The organism is Achromobacter sp. SLBN-14, assembly GCF_006715415.1.
GTDB classification, from domain to species: domain Bacteria; phylum Pseudomonadota; class Gammaproteobacteria; order Burkholderiales; family Burkholderiaceae_B; genus Achromobacter; species Achromobacter mucicolens.
The window spans coordinates 4,418,756-4,441,079 of record NZ_VFNE01000001.1; the positions used below are offsets into that span (position 1 = coordinate 4,418,756).

The 22,324-nt window shown below is 66.5% G+C and carries 20 protein-coding genes; 14 read left to right on the forward strand and 6 right to left on the reverse strand.

Annotated elements, in window-relative coordinates; all coding sequences use genetic code 11:
- Positions 1-4 precede the first annotated feature (4 nt).
- The 9 genes from FBY20_RS20115 (at position 5) to FBY20_RS20155 (ending at position 14,688) form a co-directional block, all read left to right on the forward strand.
- Complete coding sequence (locus tag FBY20_RS20115; RefSeq protein WP_142054195.1) at positions 5-3,181, forward strand: multidrug efflux RND transporter permease subunit; 3,177 nt, start codon at positions 5-7, stop codon at positions 3,179-3,181.
- Positions 3,178-4,689, forward strand: a complete 1,512-nt coding sequence (locus FBY20_RS20120; RefSeq protein WP_142054197.1) for an efflux transporter outer membrane subunit — start codon at positions 3,178-3,180, stop codon at positions 4,687-4,689. The genes FBY20_RS20115 and FBY20_RS20120 overlap by 4 nt, the downstream gene beginning before the upstream one ends.
- The gene (locus FBY20_RS20125) at positions 4,686-6,176 is read left to right on the forward strand and encodes a carboxylesterase (protein WP_222119276.1); all 1,491 of its coding nucleotides are present in this window, start codon (positions 4,686-4,688) and stop codon (positions 6,174-6,176) included. The genes FBY20_RS20120 and FBY20_RS20125 overlap by 4 nt, the downstream gene beginning before the upstream one ends.
- Positions 6,173-7,159, forward strand: coding sequence for an AI-2E family transporter (locus tag FBY20_RS20130; protein ID WP_056323357.1), 987 nt, complete (start codon positions 6,173-6,175; stop codon positions 7,157-7,159). Before FBY20_RS20125 ends, FBY20_RS20130 begins: the two co-directional genes overlap by 4 nt.
- 73 nt (positions 7,160-7,232) lie before the next feature.
- Positions 7,233-8,654, forward strand: coding sequence for a basic amino acid/polyamine antiporter (locus FBY20_RS20135; protein WP_142054199.1), 1,422 nt, complete (start codon positions 7,233-7,235; stop codon positions 8,652-8,654).
- Positions 8,655-8,670: 16 nt separating this feature from the next.
- The gene (gene arcA, locus FBY20_RS20140; RefSeq protein WP_056323362.1) at positions 8,671-9,912 is read left to right on the forward strand and encodes an arginine deiminase; all 1,242 of its coding nucleotides are present in this window, start codon (positions 8,671-8,673) and stop codon (positions 9,910-9,912) included.
- 83 nt (positions 9,913-9,995) lie between these two features.
- Positions 9,996-11,426 (forward strand): basic amino acid/polyamine antiporter, encoded by a 1,431-nt coding sequence (locus FBY20_RS20145; protein ID WP_223576324.1) that lies wholly within the window; start codon positions 9,996-9,998, stop codon positions 11,424-11,426.
- 23 nt (positions 11,427-11,449) lie between these two features.
- Complete coding sequence (locus tag FBY20_RS20150) at positions 11,450-13,270, forward strand: SLC13 family permease (protein ID WP_062842120.1); 1,821 nt, start codon at positions 11,450-11,452, stop codon at positions 13,268-13,270.
- A gap of 29 nt (positions 13,271-13,299) precedes the next feature.
- Positions 13,300-14,688 carry an amidohydrolase family protein gene (locus FBY20_RS20155; RefSeq protein WP_233462066.1) on the forward strand — a complete coding sequence of 463 codons (1,389 nt, stop codon included), beginning with the start codon at positions 13,300-13,302 and terminating at the stop codon, positions 14,686-14,688.
- A gap of 67 nt (positions 14,689-14,755) precedes the next feature.
- Here the strand turns inward: FBY20_RS20155 and FBY20_RS20160 are convergent, their stop codons facing one another.
- The 3 genes from FBY20_RS20160 to FBY20_RS20165 form a co-directional block, all read right to left on the reverse strand.
- Positions 14,756-15,373 (reverse strand): YiiX family permuted papain-like enzyme, encoded by a 618-nt coding sequence (locus FBY20_RS20160; protein WP_255357265.1) that lies wholly within the window; start codon positions 15,371-15,373, stop codon positions 14,756-14,758.
- Positions 15,370-15,537, reverse strand: a complete 168-nt coding sequence (locus tag FBY20_RS27800) for a hypothetical protein (protein ID WP_174245436.1) — start codon at positions 15,535-15,537, stop codon at positions 15,370-15,372. The genes FBY20_RS20160 and FBY20_RS27800 overlap by 4 nt, the downstream gene beginning before the upstream one ends.
- A 117-nt stretch (positions 15,538-15,654) precedes the next feature.
- Positions 15,655-16,353 (reverse strand): DUF3313 domain-containing protein, encoded by a 699-nt coding sequence (locus FBY20_RS20165; RefSeq protein WP_142054201.1) that lies wholly within the window; start codon positions 16,351-16,353, stop codon positions 15,655-15,657.
- Positions 16,354-16,578: 225 nt separating this feature from the next.
- Here FBY20_RS20165 and FBY20_RS20170 point away from each other — a divergent pair, with 225 nt between their 5' ends.
- Positions 16,579-16,773 carry a hypothetical protein gene (locus FBY20_RS20170; RefSeq protein ID WP_062842115.1) on the forward strand — a complete coding sequence of 65 codons (195 nt, stop codon included), beginning with the start codon at positions 16,579-16,581 and terminating at the stop codon, positions 16,771-16,773.
- 135 nt (positions 16,774-16,908) lie between these two features.
- On the forward strand, positions 16,909-17,541 hold the full coding sequence (locus FBY20_RS20175; RefSeq protein ID WP_142056113.1) for an FMN-binding negative transcriptional regulator: 633 nt from the start codon (positions 16,909-16,911) through the stop codon (positions 17,539-17,541).
- Positions 17,542-17,554: 13 nt separating this feature from the next.
- Here the strand turns inward: FBY20_RS20175 and FBY20_RS20180 are convergent, their stop codons facing one another.
- Complete coding sequence (locus FBY20_RS20180) at positions 17,555-18,802, reverse strand: MFS transporter (RefSeq protein ID WP_142054203.1); 1,248 nt, start codon at positions 18,800-18,802, stop codon at positions 17,555-17,557.
- 80 nt (positions 18,803-18,882) lie between these two features.
- Here FBY20_RS20180 and FBY20_RS20185 point away from each other — a divergent pair, with 80 nt between their 5' ends.
- The 3 genes from FBY20_RS20185 (at position 18,883) to FBY20_RS20195 (ending at position 20,911) form a co-directional block, all read left to right on the forward strand.
- Positions 18,883-19,611: a helix-turn-helix transcriptional regulator gene (locus FBY20_RS20185; protein ID WP_142054205.1), complete on the forward strand. Its 729-nt coding sequence runs from the start codon at positions 18,883-18,885 to the stop codon at positions 19,609-19,611.
- A gap of 136 nt (positions 19,612-19,747) precedes the next feature.
- Positions 19,748-20,404, forward strand: a complete 657-nt coding sequence (locus FBY20_RS20190) for an N-acetyltransferase (protein WP_142054206.1) — start codon at positions 19,748-19,750, stop codon at positions 20,402-20,404.
- A gap of 231 nt (positions 20,405-20,635) precedes the next feature.
- Positions 20,636-20,911, forward strand: a complete 276-nt coding sequence (locus FBY20_RS20195; RefSeq protein WP_056323383.1) for a hypothetical protein — start codon at positions 20,636-20,638, stop codon at positions 20,909-20,911.
- Between the two features lie 5 nt (positions 20,912-20,916).
- Here the strand turns inward: FBY20_RS20195 and FBY20_RS20200 are convergent, their stop codons facing one another.
- A complete protein-coding gene (locus FBY20_RS20200) occupies positions 20,917-21,681 on the reverse strand; it encodes a DUF1828 domain-containing protein (protein WP_142054209.1) in 765 nt (254 codons plus the stop codon).
- A complete protein-coding gene (locus FBY20_RS20205) occupies positions 21,678-22,214 on the reverse strand; it encodes a hypothetical protein (protein ID WP_056323388.1) in 537 nt (178 codons plus the stop codon). Before FBY20_RS20205 ends, FBY20_RS20200 begins: the two co-directional genes overlap by 4 nt.
- Positions 22,215-22,324: the final 110 nt, after the last annotated feature.

Here is a 22,324-nt window from a genome sequence, read left to right on the forward strand (position 1 = left end):
GGCCATGGGTTCATTCTTCGTGTTGCGGCCGGTATTCGCCTGGGTAGTGGCGCTTTTCGTCCTGTTGTTCGGCCTGATCTCGGTGGTGCTGCTGCCCGTCGAGCAGTACCCGAATATCGCGCCGCCTTCGATCACCATCCAGGCGACCTTCCGGGGCGCCGATACCACCACCATCGATCGCACCGTCACCTCCATCATCGAGGAGGAAATGAACGGGGTCGACAACTTCCTGTACATGGCGTCGGTCAGCCGCGCCAACGGCACGGCGCAGATTACGGTGACGCTGGAGCCGGGCACGGACCTGGACGTGGCGCGCAGCCAGGTGCAGGACCGCCTGAGCCGGGTCGAGCCGCGGCTGCCGCAAGAGGTGCGCCAGTTGGGCGTGGCCGTGACCAAGGCGTCATCCGGCTTCCTGATGCTGCTGGCATTGCAGTCCGAAAGCGGCAACGTCAGCGCCGTCGAGATGGGCAATTTCGCGTCCAACAACATCCTGAATGAGCTGCGCCGCATCCGTGGCGTGGGCGATGTGCAGCTGTTTGGCTCGTCTTACGCCATGCGGATCTGGCTGGACGAGCGCAAGCTGGCGAGTTTTCAGATGTCGGCCAGCGACGCGATGCGCGCGGTGCAGGAGCAGAACGCGCAGACGATCGGCGGTTCGCTGGGCGACCTGCCGCTGGCGCGCGGCGCGGACTTCAACGCGCAGATCGTCGCGCAGAGCCGTTTTTCCACGCCCGAGCAGTTCCGCCAGGTCATCCTGCGCGTGAACAACGACGGCTCGCTCGTGCGGTTGGGCGACGTGGCGCGGGTGGAACTGGGCAACGAAAGCTACAACTTCCGCCTCAGCGTCAACGGCAAGGAGGCCGCCGGCATCGCCATCCAGCTGGCCAATGACGCGAACGCGCTGGACGTCGCGCGCCAGGTCCGCCAACGCATGACGGAGCTGGAATCGGTCTTTCCGGCGGGCGTCGGCTGGACGGTGCCGTTCGACACCACGCCCTTCATCACGACCTCGATCAGTTCGGTGCTGGTAACCATGGTGGAGGCGCTGCTGCTGGTCACGGCGATGGTGTTCCTGTTCCTGCAAAGCTGGCGCAGCACGCTGATCCCGACGCTGATCGTGCCGATTGCGCTGATCGGCACCTGCGCGGGCCTGTTCCTGTTTGGCGCATCCATCAACCTGCTGTCGCTGTTTGGCATGGTGGTGGCGATCGGCGTGTTGAACGACGACGCGATCGTGGTGTCCGAGAACGTGGCCCGCATCATGCAGGACGAAAAGCTCTCCGCGCCGGAGGCCACGCGCAAGGCGGTCGGCCAGGTGTGGGGGCCGATCATCGCCAGCACGCTGGTGCTGGTGGCGGTGTTCGTGCCGATGGCGATGTTTCCGGGGTCCAGCGGCGCGATCTACCGCCAGTTCTCCATCACCCTGTCGGTCGCCATCGTCGTGTCCACCGTGCTGGCGCTGTCGCTGGGCGCCGCGTTGTGCGCAACGCTGCTCAAGCTGCCGGACGGCAAACCGCCGAAGGGACGGGTGTCCAAGGCCAAGCAATGGGTGTTCGACAAGTTCAACGCGGGCTTTGACGCCATGACGCGCCAGTACGTGCGGGCGGTCGAGCACATGCTGGTGCGGCCGCTGCGCTGGATGCTGATCTTCCTGGGCGTGTGCGGCCTGACGATCTTCTTGTTCTCGCGCTTGCCGGGCGGCTACCTGCCGCTGGAAGACCAGGGCTATTTCTTCGTGTCGTACACCGGCGCGCCCGGCACCACGGCCGACCAGACCGAGGTGGCCGTGCAACAGGCCGAAAGCCTGCTGCGTGAGCAGCCTGCCGTGCGCAACGTGGCGTCGGTGGTCGGGTTCAACTTCTTCGGCCAGGGGCAGACGGCCGCGCTGTCGTTCGTGGACCTGTACCCGTGGAGCGAGCGCACGGATCGCAGCAAGGCGGTCGATGCGCTGGTCGGGCGCAGTAACCTGGCCTTCCGGCAGATTCCCCAGGCGATGATCTTTGCGCTCAATCCGCCGCCGATCCCGTCGATGGGCAACGCGTCGGGCTTTTCCATGAAAGTGCAGGACCGCACGGCGCAGGGTGGCGCGGGTCTTGCCGCCACGGGCGCGGCGATGATCGCGGCCGCCGCGGCCAGTCCCCTGCTGACGGGCGTGCGGCTGGACGGCATGCCGCCGGGACCCCGCCTGTATGTCGAGATCGACCGCGTGCATGCCCGCGCGCTGGGACTGCAGGTGGCACAGGTCAACCAGGCGCTGACGCTGGCGTTCGGCTCGAACTACGTCAACGACTTCCTGCACGATGGGTCGGTGCAACGCGTGTTCATCCAGGCCGAAGCCGACCAGCGCATGCAGCCGCAGGACATCGCCGCCTTGCAGTTGCCGAACGCCCGTGGCGAGATGGTGCCGTTCTCGGCGTTTTCGCGAATGCGCTGGATCGACGGTCCGCAGCAGCTGGAACGCTACAACGGCTTTCCCTCCATCACGATTTCGGGCGAAGCCGCGGCGGGCCGCTCCAGCGGCGTGGCGCTGGCCGAAATGGAGGCCATCGCCGCGCGGGTCCTGCCGCAAGGGATCACCTACGAGTGGACGGGGACGGCGTACGAGGAACAGCAGGCGGGCAACCAGGTGGCGTTGCTGCTGGCCCTGTCGCTGGTCGTGGTGTTCCTGCTGCTGTCCGCGCTGTACGAAAGCTGGTCCGTGCCGGTGTCGGTGCTGCTGATCCTGCCCTTTGGCATCCTGGGCGCCGCCGCATTCACGTTGGGGCGCGGCATGTCGGCGGACATTTACTTCAACATCGGGCTGGTGACCATCATCGGGCTGGCCGCCAAGAACGGCATCCTGATCGTGGAATTCGCGCTGAAAGAGGAGCTTGAAGGCCGCGACCGCAAGGAAGCGGTGGTCGATGCGGCCCGCCAGCGCCTGCGGCCCATCATCATGACCAGCGTCACCTTCGTGCTGGGCATGCTGCCGCTGGTGCTGGCGACCGGCGCGGGCGCGGCCAGCCGGCAGGCGGTGGGCACCAGCGTGATGGGCAGCATGCTGACCGCCACGCTGTTCGGGGTGTTCTTCACGCCACTTTTCTACATGGTGGCGCGGCGCTGGTCCGGGCCCCGGAAACCTGCGCCCAAGCCTGGCGAGAGCGGTCCGGCCAAGGCCGAAGAGCGGGGAGAGAATCCATGACCCCCGCCCGCCTTGCCGCCGCCGCGCTGCTTATCGGTGGGCTGTCCGCGTGCAATTTTGCGCCCGAGCACCGCCGGCCCGAAGTGGCCACGCCCGCCATGTTCCCGGGCGAGGTCCCCCCGGATGCCAAGGCGGCGCAGGACGTGACCTGGGAGCAGTTCTTTGGGGATGCGCAGCTCAAGCGCCTGATTGCACGGTCGCTGGAGCTGAACCAGGACCTGGCAGCGGCCACGGCCCGGATCGAGCAGGCCCGCGCGTTCTACCGCATCGAGCGCGCCAATCAGCTGCCGCAACTGGACGCCGGCGCGGCGGCGTCGCGCAACCAGCAGCCGCTGACCGTGCTGGACCCGGCGCTGGCCGGGTCACGGCAGACCGTGCAATTCAATCAGTTCAACGCGCAGGTGATGGTCTCGTCGTTTGAGCTGGACTTCTGGGGGCGGGTGCGCAATATGACCGCCTCGGCGTTGCAGCAGTACCTGGCGACGGTGGAAGGCCGGCGCGCGTTCCGCCTGTCGCTGATCGCAAACGTGGCCTCGACCTATTACGACGCCCAGGCAGGCGAAGAGGGCATCGCGCTGGCGCAGCGCACGGTGGAGACGCGCAGCTATGCGCTTCGCGTGGCCAAGGACCGCCTGGACGCTGGCGTCACGTCGCGCGTCGACTTCGAGCAGTCCGCCATCCTGCTGACCCAGGCGCAGACCCAGCTTGCCGAATGGCAGCGCGCCACGGCGGGGCATTGGAACCGGCTGTGGGTGCTGGTCGGCGAAGACCTGCAGCAGGAGATGGCCGCCGGCCAGCCCATCGAGGCCGCAGGGCAGTTCGATGCGCTTAGCCCCGGATTGCCGTCTTCGCTGCTGGTGGTCAGGCCGGACATCCGGCAGGCAGAGAACCGCCTGCGCAGCGCCAATGCCAACATCGGCGCGGCGCGCGCGGCACTCTTTCCGCGCATTGCGCTGACCGGATCGCTGGGCTACGCGTCCACCGAGCTGTCGGACCTGTTCTCCTCGCCCAGCCAGATCTGGAACATCGGCGCGGGGATAGGGTGGCCGATCTTCGACTACGGGCAGCGGCGGGCGGCGGTTGACCTGGCCACGGCGCAGCGCGACGAGCTGGTCGCCAATTACCGCAAGACGGTGCAGACCGCGTTCAGCGAAGTGGCGACCGCGCTGGAAAACCGCAAGCGCTTCCAGGAACAGGTCGCCGCGCAGGAGACGGCGATCCAGGCGCAGCGCCGGCTGGCTGAAACCGCCGAGTTGCGCTACATGAACGGCATCTCCATCTATCTGGAAGTCGTCGATGCGCGGCGCGGCCTGTTCAATGCGGAGCAGCAGATGCTGACGCTGCGGGCCTCGCAATTGCAGAACGGCGTGTCGCTGTACGTGGCGCTGGGCGGCGGGGACGAGCAGCCGGAAGTGGTCATGGCGGACGCGCCGCCCGCGGCGGGCACCACGTCCACGCCCGTTCTGCCGGCGGGGGCAGATTCTTCCTCCTCGGGAGCCGCGCAGTGAACACCGGCAAGCCCACCGACGCCGTCCAGCGCCCGCGGTGGCGCCGGCTGCGCAAGGCCTTGTTCATCGTGGCCGGGGTGGCGTTGCTGGTCGTCTTCACGCTCATGGGCGTGCGCCTGTACGACATCCAGCAGGGGCCGCCGCTGGCGGCGTGGCACACATATGTGCCGCAGGAACTGGACGCCGAGCGGCTGGACCGCAGCACCTGGGACGATTACCTGGCGCATGAGGATCAGCTTTTTGCGCTGGTCAGGCAGAACGTGGGCGACAAGCTGCTGCCGGAGGACAAGGTGGACAGCAACCGCTATTTCGCGGACGCGAAGGTGTACCCCGAGCATTTCGCGCATGACTGGAACCGGTCGTTCATGCTGCTGCCGGCGGGCGAACCGCGGGGCGTGGCCGTGCTGCTGCATGGCCTGACGGATTCGCCTTACAGCCTGCGCCACGTCGCCGCCCATTACCAATCCGTCGGCTACGTGGCGATCGCCATCCGGATGCCGGGCCACGGCACAGTGCCCGGCGGGCTGACGGACGCGCATTGGGAAGACTGGGCGGCGGCCACGCGCCTGGCCGTGCGCGAAGCCCGCCGCCGCGTGCCGGCGCCCAAACCGCTGCACATGGTGGGCTTTTCCAATGGCGGGGCGTTGGCGCTGATGCACGCGCTGGATGCGCTGGACAACCCCAAACTCGACAAGCCCGACCGCCTGGTGCTGATCTCGCCGATGGTCGGCATCACGTCGTTTGCGCGCTTCGCGGGCTTGGCGGGCCTGCCGGCCATCCTGCCCGCGTTTGCCAAGGCCGCGTGGCTGAGCATCGTGCCGGAGTTCAATCCCTTCAAGTACAACTCTTTCCCCGTCCACGCGGCCCGCCAGTCGTTCGAGCTGACGCAGACGCTGCAGGACAGGCTGGTCGCGCAGCAGCGCGCGGGCGGCCTGGAACGGTTGCCGCCCATCATCACGTTCCACTCCGTGCTGGATTTCACCGTCAGCACGCGCGCGCTGATCAACGCGCTGTATGCGCGGCTGCCGGCCAACGGCAGCGACCTGGTGCTGTTCGACCTGAACCGGGCTACCAAGCTTGGGCCGCTGTTCCGGCGCGGTGTCGCCTGGCAACTGGCGGGCACGCTGCCCGGCGAAAAGCGCAACTATCGCCTGACGCTCGTCACCAACGCCAGCCCCACGTCAAGCGCCATGATCGAGCGCGTCATTGAGCCGAACGCCACCGCCGTCGTGGAACGGGCCATCGGCATGGACTATCCGCGCGAGGTCTATTCGCTGTCGCACGTTGCGCTGCCGTTCCCGACCGACGACGCGCTGTACGGCACGCATCCGGACAACATCGAAGAATTTGGCATCAGCCTGGGCGCCATGTCCATGCGCGGCGAAGTCGGCGCCTTCGTGATCGGCATGGACACGTTGACCCGGCTGACCTCCAATCCGTTCTATGCCTATCTGGTCAAGCGCGTTGATGGGGTGATACCACGATGACGTCCTTCGCAATGTCCGGCATCTTTGCCCTCCTGCTGCTCGGCCTGCTGTATTTGGCCAGCCCGATCTTCGTGCCGTTGGCGTTTGCGTTGTTCGTCATCTGCCTGGTTGCGCCGCTGCGCCAGTACCTGGGCCGCAGGATGCCGGCGCCGCTGGCCGCGATCCTGGCGCTGGTGGTCACGGTGGTCGTGTCGGTGGTGTTCCTGTCGCTGGCGGCCTGGGGCTTCAGCCTGGTCGCGCAGTGGGTCATGGCCAATGCCGCGCGCTTCCAGCGTCTGTTCACGCTGGAGACCGAAACGCTGCACCCGCATGGCGCGATGGCGATCCAGATGTTCCAGGACAGCTTCAACGTGTCGTGGCTGGTGCGGGCGATCCAGGAGGTGGCGCTGCGGATCAACAGCATGCTGGGCATGATTTTCATCGCCTTTGTCTTCATTGCGCTGGGCCTGTTCGAGCTTGACGAGGCGCCAGCGCGGCTGATCCGCCTGCTGGGCGAGGCCCGGGCGCAGCGCTGGATGGCGATCGGGCGCGAGGTTGCCGCCAAGCTGCGCTGGTACATGGTGATCCGCACGATCGCAAGCGTGCTGACGGGCGTGACGGTCTGGCTGTTTGCGATCTATGCCGGCCTGGAACTGGCGACCGCCTGGGGCGGGCTCGCGTTCCTGCTGAACTACATCCCGTTTCTCGGGCCGCTGGTGGCGACGGTGTTTCCGGCTTTCTTCGCATTCGTGCAGGTGGGATCGCTGCAGACCAGCATTGCGGTGCTCGTCGTCCTGAACTGCATCCAGATCGTCTACGGCTGTTATCTGGAGCCCAGGCTTGCCGGCAGCGCGTTTGCGCTATCGCCGCTGATGGTGATGTTTGCTGTTTTTTTCTGGGGGTTTGTGTGGGGCATTCCGGGCACGTTCATTGGCGTGCCCCTACTTATCACGATGACCACCGTGTACGGCGCAGGCCGCAGTTCACGCGTTGCCCGCAGCTGAGCCGGCCGGTCCGGGCCACGCCCGGCAAGCTGGCCGACCCGCTCACGTCTTTGCTCATTACTGGAGGTGCATGATGGAAAGCAGTACTCCCAAGAAGCTTGGATTGCTTGCCTTGACCGGCATGGTGGTGGGGTCGATGATCGGCGCCGGGATTTTCTCGCTGCCCAGGACCTTTGGCGGGGCGACGGGCGTCGTCGGCGCGGTGATCGCGTGGATTATCGCGGGGGCGGGCATGTACACGCTGGCGCGCGTGTTCCAGGCGCTGGCCGAGCGCAAACCCGACATGGACGCGGGCGTCTTTGCGTACGCCAAGGCGGGCTTTGGCAACTATATGGGCTTTCTGTCCGCGTTTGGCTACTGGATCGGCAGTTGCATCGGCAACGTGTCGTACTGGGTGCTGATCAAGTCCACGCTCGGCGCCTTCTTTCCCATTTTCGGAGACGGCAACACCGTCATCGCGATCGCGGTGGCATCGGTGGGGATCTGGCTGTTTCACTTCATGATCCTGCGCGGCGTGCAGCAGGCGGCGTTCATCAACGCGGTCGTGACGGTCGCCAAGATCATTCCGATCCTGGTGTTCATCGTCGTGCTGTTCGTGGCGTTCAAGGTCGACCTGTTCCGCATCAACTTCTGGGGCGAAATGAGCGGCTACAGCCTGTTCGAGCAGGTGCGCAGAACCATGCTGGTGACCGTCTTCGTATTCCTGGGGATCGAGGGCGCAAGCGTGTACTCGCGGTTCGCGTCCAAGCGCTCGGACGTGGGGGTGGCCACGCTGATCGGCTTTGTGACGGCGTTGCTGCTGATGGTGCTGGTGTCGCTGCTGCCCTATGCGGTCATGCAGCAGAGCGACATCGCCGGGCTGCGCCAGCCGTCGATGGCCGGCGTGCTGGAATCGGTGGTGGGTCCGTGGGGCGCGGTATTCGTCAGCGTGGGGCTGTTGATCTCGGTGCTGGGCGCCTATCTGGCCTGGTCGCTGATCTGCGCGGAAGTGATGCACGCGGCTTCCAAGAACGAAGACATGCCGCGCGCGTTCGCCCGCGAGAACAAGAACGGCGTGCCGGTCGTGGCCCTGTGGGTGACCAACATCATCGTGCAGCTTTTCGTCATCAGTACGTACTGGTCGCGCGACGCCTTTGCGCTGATGCTGAGCCTGACCAGCGCGATGTCGTTGATCCCCTACCTGCTGGTCGCCGGCTTCGGCTGGCAGCTTGCCAAGCGCGGCGAGACGTATGTCGACGGCAAGGACCGCAAGCGCGATCTGACGCTTGCCAGCATCGCGGCCATCTACACCGTGTTCATGATTCTCGCCGGCGGATTGAAATTCCTGCTGCTGTCGGCGCTGTTGTACGCGCCCGGGTCTGTCCTGTACTTCTGGGCCCGGCGCGAGCAGGGCAGGTCGTTCTTCACAGGTTGGGAGTTGGTCGTATTCATCGTGGCATGCGTCGGAGCTTTGGCCGCCATCGTCGGCCTGATCTACGGCTGGATCGCCATTTAACGTCTGGGAGCTAGTCATGGCTGATACCGAGGAATTTGGAGTCCATTCAGAAGTCGGGCAATTGCGCACGGTGATGGTCTGCGCGCCAGGACGCGCCCACGAAAGATTGACGCCCTCCAATTGCGATGCTTTGCTGTTCGACGACGTCATGTGGGTCGACAACGCCAAGCGGGACCATTTCGACTTCATGACCAAGATGCGGGACCGCGGCGTGGACGTGCTGGAAATGCACAACCTGCTGGCCGAAACGGTCGCGATACCCGAAGCAAAGAAGTGGATCCTGGACAACCAGGTGGTGGCGAACCAGGTCGGGCTGGGATTGCTCGATGAGATCCGCAGCTACCTGGACGGGCTGGCGCCGCGCAAGCTCGCCGAGACGCTGATCGGGGGGCTGTCGACCGACGAGTTTCCCGAGTCGGTGGGCGGCGAACAGCTCATGCTGATCAAGGAGGCCGCGGGCGTCACGGAATACCTGCTGCCGCCGCTGCCCAACACGCTGTACACGCGTGACACGACCTGCTGGATCTACGGCGGCGTGACGCTCAATCCGCTTTACTGGCCCGCGCGGCACGAAGAGACGATCCTGACGTCGTCCATCTACAAGTTCCATCCGCGCTTTGCCGGCAAGGTGAACGTCTGGTGGGGCGATCCCACGGCCGACCACGGGCTGGCCACGCTGGAAGGCGGCGACGTCATGCCGATCGGCAACCGCACGGTGATGATCGGCATGAGCGAACGCACGTCGCGCCAGGCCATCAGCCAGCTGGCGGCCACGCTCTTTGCCAAGAACGCGGCCGACCGGGTGATCGTGGCGGCCATGCCCAAGCTGCGGGCGGCCATGCACCTGGATACCGTGCTGACCTTCGCGGACCGTGACTGCGTGCTGATGTACCCCGACATCGTCAACAACGTCCAGGCGTTCTCCTACCGGCCGGGCAACACGCCGGGCTCGCTGGAGCTGCACAAGGACAAGGGCTCGCTGGTGGACGTGATCGGCGAGGCGCTGGGCGTCAAGAAGATGCGCGTGGTCGAGACCGGCGGCAACGCCTATGTCCGCGAGCGCACGCAGTGGGACAGCGGCGCCAATCTGGTCTGCATCTCGCCCGGGGTGGTGCTGGCCTATGACCGGAACGTCTACACCAACACGCTGCTGCGCAAGGCGGGCATCGAGGTCATCACCTTCGTCGGCGCGGAACTGGGCCGGGGCCGCGGCGGCGGGCATTGCATGACGTGCCCGATCTCGCGGGATGCCGCCTAGCGGGGGATCGGCGCGCGCGGCCGTCCCGGCGGGGGACGGCTGCGCGGGCAGGGCAAGCACTGGGTCTCTTTCAGGAGAAGATCGTGAGCGGGGAAACTGCCAAACTTTCTCGCATGGCGCTTGCCGCCATGGTGGTGGGTTCGATGGTGGGAGCGGGGATCTTTTCGCTGCCCAGCGTGTTTGCGCGCAATACCGGTCCGGTGGGCGGCTTGGTGGCCTGGGCCATCGCCGGCACGGGCATGTTGACGCTGGCGATGGTCTTCCAGTTCCTGGCGCGCCGGCGTCCCGATCTGGATACGGGCATCTTCGCGTACGCCAAGGCCGGCTTCGGGCTGTATCTGGGGTTTCTGGCGGCGCTGGGCTACTGGACGGCCGCGTGCCTGGGCAACGTCAGCTACTTCGTCATCTTCAAGGGAACGCTGGGCGCCGTGCTGCCATTTTTCGGCGACGGCGACACCGTGCCGGCGGTGCTGGTGTCTTCGGTGCTGTTGTGGTCCACCCATTTCCTGATCCTGCGCGGCATCCGTCAGGCCGCCGGCATGAACACGGTCGTCACCATCGCCAAGGTCGTCCCGATCGCGATCTTCATCGTCTTTGCCGCCTTTGCCGTCGACCTGGACGTGCTGCGCGCGAACATCGCCGAGGGGCTCAGCGGTGAAGGCAAGGGCAGTCTTTTCGAGCAGGTGCGCAACACGATGCTGGTCACGGTGTTCGTGTTCCTGGGCGTGGAGGGCGCCAGCGTCTATTCGCGCTACGCCAAGCGGCGCGAGGACGTGGCGGTGGCGACCATTGTGGGTTTTCTGCTGGTGCTGGCGCTGCTGGTGATGGTGACGATGCTGTCGTACGGCGTGCTGCCGCGCGCGGAGATCGCGGCGCTGCGCAACCCGTCCATGGCGGGCGTGTTGCGCGCGGTGGTCGGGCCGTGGGGCAGCATGCTGGTCAGCGTGGGGCTGATGGTGTCGGTGGCAGGCGCCTATCTGGCGTGGATCCTGCTGGCGGCCGAAGTGCTGCGCGCCGCGGCCGGCGCGGGCATCATGCCGTCGTTCCTGGGCCGCGAAAACCGGCACGGCGTGCCGGCAGCCGCGCTCTGGCTCAGCAACGGCATCGTGCAGCTCTTTCTGATCGTCACGCTCTTTACCGAAGACACCTTCGTGCTGCTCAAGAACATGGCCAGTTCGATGAGCCTGATGCCGTATTTCTTCGTGGCCGCGTTTGGGCTGATGCTGACCGTGCGCGGCGAAACCTATAACGGCTGGAGCGGGCGGCGCAAGGTCGAGCTGGCGCTGGCGGTGGCCGCCACGGTCTATGCGGCCGGGCTGGTGTATGCGGGCGGCTTCCGGTATTTCGTCCTGTCTTGCGTCATCTATGCGCCTGGCACGATCCTCTTTCTGATCTCCCGCCGGGAGCAGCGCGGCAACATCTTTGCCCCGTATGAATGGCCGATCCTGATTCTGGTGCTGGTGTCGTGCGGCATCGGCGTGTGGGCGATCAGCACGGGCAACACGGCGTTCTAGGGACGCGAAGGAGCCGCACGGCAATGGTCAGCGAACTGGCAATCGTCCTCACCATCCTCTGCGCGGCTGTCGTGCTGTTTGTCATCGGGCGGCCCCGGTCGGATGCCGTGGCGCTGCTGGTCATGCTGCTGTTGCCCCTGAGCGGCACGGTGACCTACCGCGAGGCGCTGGACGGATTCTCCAATCCCAACATCATCCTGATCGCCTGCCTGTTCGTCGTGGGCGAGGGGCTGGTGCGCACGGGCGTCGCGCAGGCCGTGGGCGACCTGCTGCTGCGGCATGGCGGCAAGAGCGAGGGATGGCTGGTGCTGCTGGTGATGGGGGCCGTCGGCTCGATGGGCGCGGTGATGAGCTCCACGGCCGTGGTCGCCATCTTCATTCCCATCGTCCTGCGGATCGCGCGCAAGTCCGGCATGGCCAGCCGCCGGATCCTGATGCCCATGGGCGCGGCGGCAGCCATGAGCGGCATGCTGACGCTGGTGGCAACCACGCCGAACCTGGTGCTCAACAGCGCGCTGGGCTATGCGGGCTACGAGGGCTTTCGCTTCTTTGACTTCACGCCGATCGGCATTGTGGTCCTGGCCGGCGGCATCGCCTACATGCTGTTTGCGCGCAATCTGATCGACGCGGGCCAGGGGCCGCGCGCCGCGAACCGGCCCAGCTTCGGCGACTGGGCCACCAAGTATTCCCTGCAGAACCGGGCCTGCCGCCTGCTGGTGCAGGACGATTCCGATCTGGCCGGGCGTCAGCTTGGCATGTGGGCGGGCGAACTGGGCAAGGCGGCGTTCGTCATCGCCATCGAGCGGCACTCGCGCTTCGCCCGGGCCGTGATGCGCCCCACGGCGGACGACGTGCTGGAAGCGGGCGACATCCTGTTGCTGGACATGGACGCCGAGGGTTTCGACATCGACGGATTCTGCGCCCGGCATCAGGTCAAGCGGCTGGCGATGTCCGGGGTGTACTTCACCGATCAGGCGCGCGACGTGGGCATGGTGGAGGTCATCATCCCCTCGGAGTCGCGGCTGGAGGGCGCAAATGCCCGCGAATCCGTGGTGCTGGCGCGGCACGGGCTCTTTGTTGTCGGCCTGTGGCGCGGCAAGGAGGCCATGCGGGACCTGCCGAATGTAAAGATGCGCGTGGGCGACACGCTGCTGGTGGTCGGCCCGTGGGCAGGCATTTTCTCGCTGCAGGCCGAAGAGCACGATCTGGTCAGCCTGGCCATGCCGGTCGAAGCCGATTCGCTGGTGCCGGTGCCCAATCGCGCCCTTCACGCGCTGTTCTCGCTGGCGACGGTCGTGTTCCTGATGCTGACCGACTGGGTGCCCAACGTGATGGCGGGCCTGATCGGCGGCCTGATGATGGGCCTGTTCGGCTGCGTGACGCTGGACGTGGCGTACCGGTCGATCAACTGGCGCGCGCTGATCCTGATCGTGGGCATGCTGCCTTTTGCGCTGGCGCTCAAGCGCAGCGGCGGCGTCGATATGGCCGCGCAGTTCCTGCTGCACTATTCGGGCGACTGGGGCATCTACGGACAGCTGGCGCTGGTGTTCGTGGCGACCGTCACGTTGGGCGTGGTGGTGTCGGGCACGGCCACTGCCGTGCTGATGGGCCCCGTGGCGATCAGCATCGCCGAAAGCCTGCATGCTTCGCCCTACGCGTTTGCGATGACGGTGGCCATCGCGTCGTCCGCGGCGTTCATGTCGCCGGTGTCCACGCCTTCCAATGCGCTGGTCAGCGTGGCGGGGGGCTTTGGCTTTGCCGATTATTTGAAGATCGGAACGCCATTGACCTTGTTTTCCCTGGTGGTCAGCGTGTTGCTGATCCCGATCCTGTTTCCGTCCTGAGGGCGGATGACTTACCCAGAGGCGCGATCATGGTTGTCAGGACTGGTATTGCATTCACGGCGGCATTGCTGATTTTCGGGGCTGCTTCGGCGCATTCCCATTCCTTGCCCGCGGCCCAGGCGGCGCCGCCGCCGGGCGCGCAGGCCGCGGCCGATTCCCGGATCCTCTTCGAAAATGTGCGCATCTTCGACGGCGTGTCGGGCGAGCTGAGTCCGGCGAGCAGCGTGCTGGTCCACGGCAACGTCATCGAGAAGGTGTCGCGCGACAAGGTGCCGGCCGACGGCGCGCGGGTCATCGACGGCGGCGGGCGCACGCTGATGCCGGGGCTGATCGACATGCACTGGCACAGTATGTTCGTCGGCGTGCCGCTGGCCGTGGCGATGACCCAGGATCCGACCTACCTGAACATTGTCGCGGGCGTGGAGGCGGGCAAGACGCTGATGCGCGGCTTCACCACGGTGCGGGACCTGGGCGGCTCGGCATTCAGCCTGAAGCAGGCGGTGGACCAGGGCGTGATCCCGGGCCCACGCATCTACCCGTCCGGCGCGATGATCAGCGTGACCAGCGGGCATGGCGATTTCCGTTCGATGGCGGACCTGCCGCGCACGCTAGGGGCGCCAGCGTCGCGGCACGATCTGGCCGGCGACAGCACCATTGCCGACAGCCCCGACGAAGTGCGCCTGCGCACGCGCGAGCAACTCATGCAGGGCGCGACGCAGATCAAGCTGACCGGCGGTGGGGGCGTGTCGTCGCCGCACAGCCCGCTGGACGTCGTGACGTTCACCGAGCCCGAGCTTCGCGCGGCGGTGGAGGCCGCGACGGATTGGGGCACCTACGTGGCGGTGCACGCCTACACGCCCACCGCCATCCAGCGGGCCATCAAGGCGGGCGTGCAGAGCATCGAGCACGGCAGCATGATGGACGAGGAAACGGCGCAGCTGATGGCCCGATCGGGCGCATGGCTTAGCACGCAGCCCTTTCCGGACGAACTGGCAGACGCCTTTCCCCGCGGCTCGGACCAATGGCAAAAAGCGCAGGAGGTCTTTGCCGGCACCGACCGGACCTATCAGCTGGCGATCAAGTACAAACTGAAGACGGCGTTCGGCACCGACATCCTTTTTTCCAGCCAGCTGGCGGCGCAGCAGGGCAGGATCCTCGCCAGCCTCACGCGGTGGTACACGCCGGCACAGACGCTCATGATGGCGACCGGCACGAACGCCGAATTGCTCAAGTTGTCGGGCAAGCGCAATCCTTACCGCGGCGACCTGGGCGTGGTGCGCGAGGGAGCGCTTGCCGATCTGCTGCTGGTCGATGGCAATCCCATTGAAGACATCTCGCTGATCGGTGACCCGGAGAAAAACTTCCTGGTCATCATGAAGGACGGTGTGCTTTACAAGGACACCGTGCCGGTACGCTGAGCGTTTCAGGCGGGCGGCGCGCGTGTGATGCCCCACGGCGCGCGCCGTTATCAGCGCGGCGCCGCCGTCAGAAGGTGCCGACGGTCACCAGTTGGTCCGACGCGAACATGGCGGCCGGCGAGATGATGGGTTCTTCCCAGGGAATGCGCTTGCCGTAGCGTTCCTGCATCTTGGCCTGCACGGCGGGCGAGGCCAGATCGAAGCTTTTCAGCGGGGCCAGCGCGCCAATCTGCACGCCGAGGACGCGCTCGTAGATCTTCCAGACCAGTTCGGAGCAATAGATCTGGTCGTCCGACCAGGCGAACACCAGATCGTAGGGCTTGCCCACATAGGCGGCGCCCGCCTTGGCCAGGCGGGCGCGCGCGTCGGGCGTGAGCTGCGATGCGTCGCGCAGCCGCTTGACGACGTAATGGCCGCGCTCGCCTTGCGCGATCCATTGCGAGAGGGGGGTGTAGCTGACGCGCGCCGCGGCCTCGAGCACGTAGGCCTGGCCTTGGCGCGTCACGATCATGCCCATGTGGCTATAGGGCGAATGCGTGGCCTGTTGGATGGCCAGGCTTTGCGCCGATCGCGACTGCTGGAAAACCATGTCGCCCGTCTGCAGGTCGGGCGTTGCGGCGGCGGCCATGGACAGCGCGCAAAGCGCTGCCCCGGCGGCCGCACAGACCTTTGCCGCCAGCCTCACGGGCGAGCCCGTCCTGTCGCAGGCGTCTGCTTTTTGGCGCGCGGTTTGGCCGCGGGCTTTTCTTCCTTGGGCGGCGTGTCGAACTCTTGTTTGTTGCGCTCGCCGCGTGGCGTGTTTTCGGGGTGGGGTTTGGGAAATGCCCAGGGCTTTGTTTTCTGATCCATTGCATGTACTCCTTGCACAGGCGGAACAGTAGCATTAGCCGTGGTCCCTGGGTAAGTGAGGGTTGACGTCAATATTCATCACATCGTGATATGCAGCGGGAAATGGTCACCCGCGCATCACGGCGTTTTGGGAATTTCCGCGACCCAGATGCGGTCGAACTGCTCGCGAACCCGGCGCGCCCAGTCGTCGATGGCGCCTTGCACGTCGGCCGCCGTGGGCTTGCGGCTCTCGGGCAGGTTGCTGCCCGTGACGGCGCCCATCGAGGCGATCAGCAGCTGGTTGGTGGAGGCATCGCGCGCCGAGGCTTCGATCAACAGCCGCGCCGATTGATCGCGCAGGCCCGCGGCCTTGGCCGTCTGGCCCAGTACGTAGCCGATCGGCACGTATTCGCCCGGGCGCGGATCGCGATCGTTGCGGAAGGTGCCCGTGATGGCGGCCCGCAGCCGCACCGAGCGCGGCGCGGGCGCCGATATCAGCTGATAGCCGGCCTGCGAAAACTCCCGGCGCAAGGCGGCGTTCATGTAGTCCAGCACGCGCTGCCGCAGTTCGGCATTGTCGCGAAAGTCCAACTCGTCAGGCCGGTCGCCGGGAATGTAGGTCACATTCTCCAAGAGCAGCTTCTTGTCGAACTGGCTGCCGATCGGCGGCCCCGGCCGGACCCAGATGCGGCCGCCGCTCCAGTTCGGGTCCTGCTGGAGCTGGCTTTGGGGTTCGCCAAGCGCGGTGGAATAGTCCTTGGCCTTGGGAAGATTGGTGCAGCCGGCCAGTCCGATGAGTGCGCAGCAGGCCGCGCGCAGTGCGAGGTTGGGCTTCATGGGGGCTTTCCTTTTCAGGCAACGGCGTCCGCGGCGGCGGACTCACGACCGGCACGATTCATGCTGGCAATTATCTGCCCGAAACTCGCGCTGCCGCGGCTATTTTTTTGGCTGCGGGTATCGGCTGCGCGCCTGGCCGCATCATCCTTCTGGCCATGCGAAAACGCTGTCTTGCCGGCTGTGGCCAGCGCTACGATGGGCATGTGCACATAGAAGGAGACATCTATGGACACCGCCAACGAATGGTATGCCGCCGTCAAGGAATGGCAGCGGGCCCGCGATGAACTGACCGAAGCGATCGCCGCGATCCAATGGCCCAGTCCCACGCCCGGCTGCCTACAAAACTACGACCGCGCCTTTGCGCATGAAACCGAGGCCCGCGAACGCATGAACGCCGCTTACGCGCGATCCCGACGATAGCAGCGAGACGCATTGGCGGCGCCAATTGGCGCACGAGGTGCTTGGCTCCATGAAACGCGGAAGGTGTGGCTCTTTCAGTGGGGCCACGCGCGCGGTATGTTGTCGCTTTTCCGACCTTTTCATCGCGCCGCCATCATGTACCTGCCGTCCGCCTTTCGCGAAGATTCGCTGGATATCCAGCACGAGTTCATCCGCGCCCACCCGCTGGGCGTCGTCTGCACCAGCGGCGACGGCGGGCTGATGGCCAATCACATTCCCTGTCTGCTCTATCCCGAAGGCCCGCATGGCGTCCTGCGCCTGCACGTGGCGCGCGCCAATCCGCAGCTCGCCGAACTGGCTTCGGGACGCGAGTGCCTGGTGGCCTTCCACGGGGCGCAGGCCTACATCACGCCGTCCTGGTACGCGACCAAGGCGGAGACGCACAAGGTGGTGCCCACCTGGAATTTCGTGGCTGTCCACGTGTGGGGCACGCCTGTCATCCAGGACGATCCGGCGTGGCTGCGCGCCCAGCTGGAGGCGCTGACCGACAGCCAGGAGCGTGCGCGCGCCCAGCCGTGGCGCGTGGACGAGGCGCCCGCCGATTTCATCGCGGCGCAGATGCGCGCCATCATCGGCGTGGAAATCCCCATCGCGCGCATCGAAGGCAAGTGGAAGGTCAGCCAGAACCGCAACGCGGCCGATCGCGAGGGCGTGGCCGAGGGGCTGGTCAACGAACGCGGCGACGCGGTCATGGCCGGCCTGGTGGCGCGGCGCGGCGGCGGCGCCTGAGGCGCCAGAGGCGTCAGAGCGCGCCGCGCCTGGCGTGGGCGCCACGACCCGCGGAAAAGCACAGGATGGCGGCCAACTGCAATACGGCGGCGGCGGCCAGGAAACCCGGCAGCGCCAGCCCCGTCGGCTGCAACAGGGTCCGCAGCGCCCCGAATGCGGCCGGCGCAAAGGCATAGGCGCCTTGCGACAGCGCCACGATCAGGGGCACCACCCGGGCAGCGTCCTCGCGCGCGAATTCCGCCTGCGCGATCAGGGGCGGCAGGGACGTGGCGTTGCCGATGCCCGACCCGAACAGCACCACGCCCGCCCACACCGCCCACGCGTGGTCCCCGGCCAACATGAGCACCAGCGACCCGGCGATCTGCACGGCATAGGCCGCGCAGGCGATCCGGCGGCGGTCGGCCGCCGGAGGCATCAGCCAGCCGACGAGCGAGCGTCCGGCGATGGCGCTGGCGGTGGCAAGTCCCATTGCCAGTCCCGCCGTCTGCGCGCCCAGCAGCGGCGCCAGCAGCGACAGCAGGTGCGCGATCAGGCCGATCTGGGCGAACAGGCCCAGCGCCATGCCGGCGGCCAGCGTCACGAACGCGCGGTCGCGGCGCAGCGGGCCGGCGGCCGCCGGCGCGGTCTGGGTGGCGGTGGGCGGCTTGCCCCCCGCGTCGCCGTCCGGGGCCTGGCCAAGCTGTCGCGGCGTCACTGAAAACACCTTGCGCGACAGCACGCCGATGACAACGACCATCGCCAGCCCGACCCACAACGCCGCCTGCGCAAAGCCGGCGTGCGCGATCAGGAACACCCATAGCGGTGAAAAGACGACGCCGCCGACGCTGGCGCCGTTGTAGGCCATGCCCAGGGCGGCCGGACGCCGCCGCACGAACCAGGGGGCAATCAGGGCGTTGACGGCGGCGGCGCCCAACGTCACCCAGCCCATCCCGCTGCACGCCGCGGCGGCATACAGCTGCGCGGGCGTCTGCGCCACCGCCCATCCGGCCACGCCCACGGCCAGCAGCGCCGCGCCGCCGGCGGTCGTGCGGGCGACGCCGATGCGGCGGTAAAGGCGCGGCAGGTTGGCCACCACCACCGTGCCGGCCAAAAAGTGCAGCGTGACCGCGCCCGATACCAGCGCGACGCTCCAGCCGGTTCGCTGGACGACGGCGTGCAGGAATACCGGCGGACCGTAAAAACCCACGCCCCAACCGAAGACGGCGAGCACGAAGGTAGCGCAAAGGACTTTCCAGCCGAAAAAGGGAGGGGAGGCGGACATGGTCTGGGCGATTGATGCGAGTTTCGATGCGGCGAAGTATGCTTACGGCCTACACACAATACTTTGGCCAATATCGAATCATGGATTCCGAGTTCGCCGACATCAACCTGTCCGCCGTGGCAGGCGCCATCGCCGATCCCGCGCGCGCACGCATGCTGTGCCTGTTGCTGGACGGCCGCTCGCGCACCGCCACGGAACTGGCCGCGGCCGCCGACATCGGCGCGTCCACGGCCAGCAGCCATTTCCAGCGCCTGCGCGATCAGGGCCTGGTGGAAATGGCCGTGCAGGGCAAGCACCGCTACTACCGCCTGGCCAGCGGCGAGGTCGGCCACGCGCTGGAGGCGCTGCTGGTGGTGGCGGGCGCCGAGCGCGCGCCGTTCAAGCCGACCACGCCGTCCGCGCTGCGCGACAGCCGCACCTGCTACGACCACATGGCCGGCACGCTGGCCGTGCGCATCCACGACGCGATGCTGGGCCGGCATTGGCTGACGCCGGACGGGCGCGCCTATGTGCTCACGCCGCTGGGCGAAGCGTCGCTCGCGCAAGTGGGCGTCGACGTGGCCCAGGCGCGCCAGCGCCGCCGCCGCTTCGCCTGCGCGTGCCTGGACTGGAGCGAACGGCGTTTCCATCTGGGCGGCGCCTTGGGCGCGGCGCTGCTCGATGCGCTGCTCGCGCGCGGCTGGGTCGCAAAGGACCTGGACTCGCGCGCATTGCGCATCACGGCCAAGGGCGAGCGGCAATTTCCGGCATTTTTTGGTCTGGCGGGCGACCAGCCCGCAGCCCAAAGGGACACGCATGCAGCAGCGTGATCGATTCCTCGCCTGGCCCCATTCACCGCCCTGACCGGCGGTGCACCCGCACACAACTTTTCAAGCCGCGGATGCGGCTTTTTTTACGTCTCCCGTCCCTCGCGGACCGTTCTTCAACCCTGTACAGGAGGTGGCCTTGCCTACGCTGGCCTTGCACGCGTTCCGTCACGTCATGTCGATCGTGACGGAATTGCGCATCGACGTTAACCATAGTCCCCAGGAAGTGGACAAGGAGCTCGATGCCATCCACAACCGCATGAATCGTCCGATGGACCGCTTGCATGGATTGCCGGAGGTCAAGACCGACATTCCTGGCATCGTGCTTCGCTATCGCGAGGCCGACGGCGAGTATTACGTGTATGTGGTGGACGTGCGGCGGGACCGGCTGGCGGGCTATACGGTGTTCAACCGGCTGATCGAAGTGGGCCGGCGTGCCGATCCCTACGTGCGCGCGCCGCATTCGAAGTACGCAGCGCCCTACCAGGGCATGGGCCTGGCCACCGCGGTGTACCGGTGGGCGCTTGACGCTGGCCTGTGCATTCTTAGCGGCGCCCGCCAGTCCGTCGGGGCGCACCGCCTGTGGATGGGGTTGTCGCGCCACTACGCGGTGGGTTACGTGGACCTGCGCTGCAAGCAGCTCACCTATCTGGGGCGCGAGGTGGCGCCCCGCGTGCGCGATGACCTGCATACCCGCATGATCCTGCTCGGCAAGGGCTGGCGGTTGGACGACTACATGCGCGTGACAGGGATGAATATGTCCGAGGATGCGCTTTCGCAACAGACCCTAGGGTAATCCCCCGGAATCGGCGGTGGGCGCCATTGCGTGCAGCGCAGGCGCCGGCTCGCAAGCCGCGCCGGCGCTACCTTTCAGGCATGAAAGCGGATTCGCTTCTCAACATTTGAGAAACGGGGACACGCCTGCGTTGGCGCAACAGTGTTTCTATTTTCTGCTTGAGTTACAAAACTTATCCGGATTGTCATGAAATCACGGAGTATGCTCGACGGCAGATAGAGGACTACCGAAGTGCATCAGAACAACTTGATCTACAAGGGATACCGCCTCACGGCCAAGGTGTCCCGGGGCGGCGGCGCTATCGTGCCCCCGCCCGAAGCCAGCGGCCCTGTCTTCACTGCCTCGGTGATGGTTGTCCAGGCAGGCGCCATACTCGAAGGCGGCGACGAATACCCCGTGCCCCAGTTTGCGGGCGGCGGCTTCGTCTATAGTCCGCGCGAGGCCGTGCATGCGGCCATCGTGCACGGCCGCGAAATCGTCGACGGCCTGACCAACACGCCGTCCTGAGACGGCTAGGCCGAAAACACCTCTCGCCAGTCACGGGTCTTGGCCAGCGTCTGCACGGTGGCGGACTGCTCCAGGATCGTCACGGCCTTCTTGAATTCCTCGGCCGAAGCGCCGTCTTCCAGAATCACCATGCGCGAGTTGCGCGCATCGGCCATCTTCACATCCGACATCTTGCCGTGGGTCTGGTAGACCTGCGTCCAGTCCATCTTCTTGCCCGCTTTCAGGGCGATCGGCTCGATGTAGGTGAGGGCGGTGCTGCCCGCCGCGCGCACCGCGTACGCAAAGTCCGCCGTGTGGCCGCTGCTGCCCTTGGCGCGCGCGCCCTTGACCATGCGGTTCACGCCCACGCCTTCGGCCAGCGCGCGGCCCACCTGCGCGCGGAATCGCAGCTGGCTGAACCGCGGCATCCATTTCGCGCATTGGAACGACAAGGCCATCGCCAGCTTCACCGCGTCCCACAGCGCTTCCTGCAACTGCTCGATCGGACCTTCGGCCACGATGGCGCCGGACCGGTCGAAATGGGCGAGCGTGACGCCCGGCGTTTCGTTCAGGATGTCGATGCGCTTGGCCGCCACGTCGATGCCAAAGCTGGACGCATGCATGGCGGTCTCACAGGCGTCGGTCAGGTAGAACGACGACTCATCGGGATGCGCGATGAAAAAGGCGGCGTGCTGGCCGTCCAGGCCCAACGTCATGGGAGAGACGGCGCGAATGGCGTGTTCGCCCGCCGGCAGGACGGTCCAGCCGGAGGCTTCCAGAAAATTGCTCATAGGATCAGTTCGATTTGGCGGCCTTTGAGGGGATGCGCAAAGCCGCCGGCCAGCGTCAGGTTCGCTCGCGGCAGGAAATACTGCATCAGCGCGCCGATGGTGTCCAGCGCGGGCACGATGGGCTCGGCATAGCCTTCGCCTTCCTCGACCCAGATGTGTTCATGGCTGCGGTCGGCAAGCGGCTTGCGGTATTGCGGCCGGTCCGCGCCCACCAGGCTGGTGTGGAACGAATCGTCGGTATCGACGCCATACACCCGGTGCGGGCCCACGAAGAGACTGGCGCAGAACGCCTCGGTCAGGAAGATGGTGGCCTGCCCATGCACCGCCGTGCGGGCGCCCCGGTACATGACGCGGAAGATCACGTCTTCGCGCACCTCGCCCTTGATCTTGCATGGACAGCTGAACTCCATCCACTGGGCATTGCCCGCGGCGGGTTTCGGCAGCCAGAGGATCGGCTTGGCGGTTTCCTTGGGTTCGGCAAGAATCTCTTGCACCTCATCAACGGTGATTAGCGGTTCGAACTTGTTGGCCATGGAAACGAATCTAGGGTCTGGGGGCGCGCGAAGCAAAACGTGCATGCGGCATGCGCTGCGCCCCGCCGCGCCGCGGTGAAGACACGCGCGCGCAGCATTGCGAGGGGGCG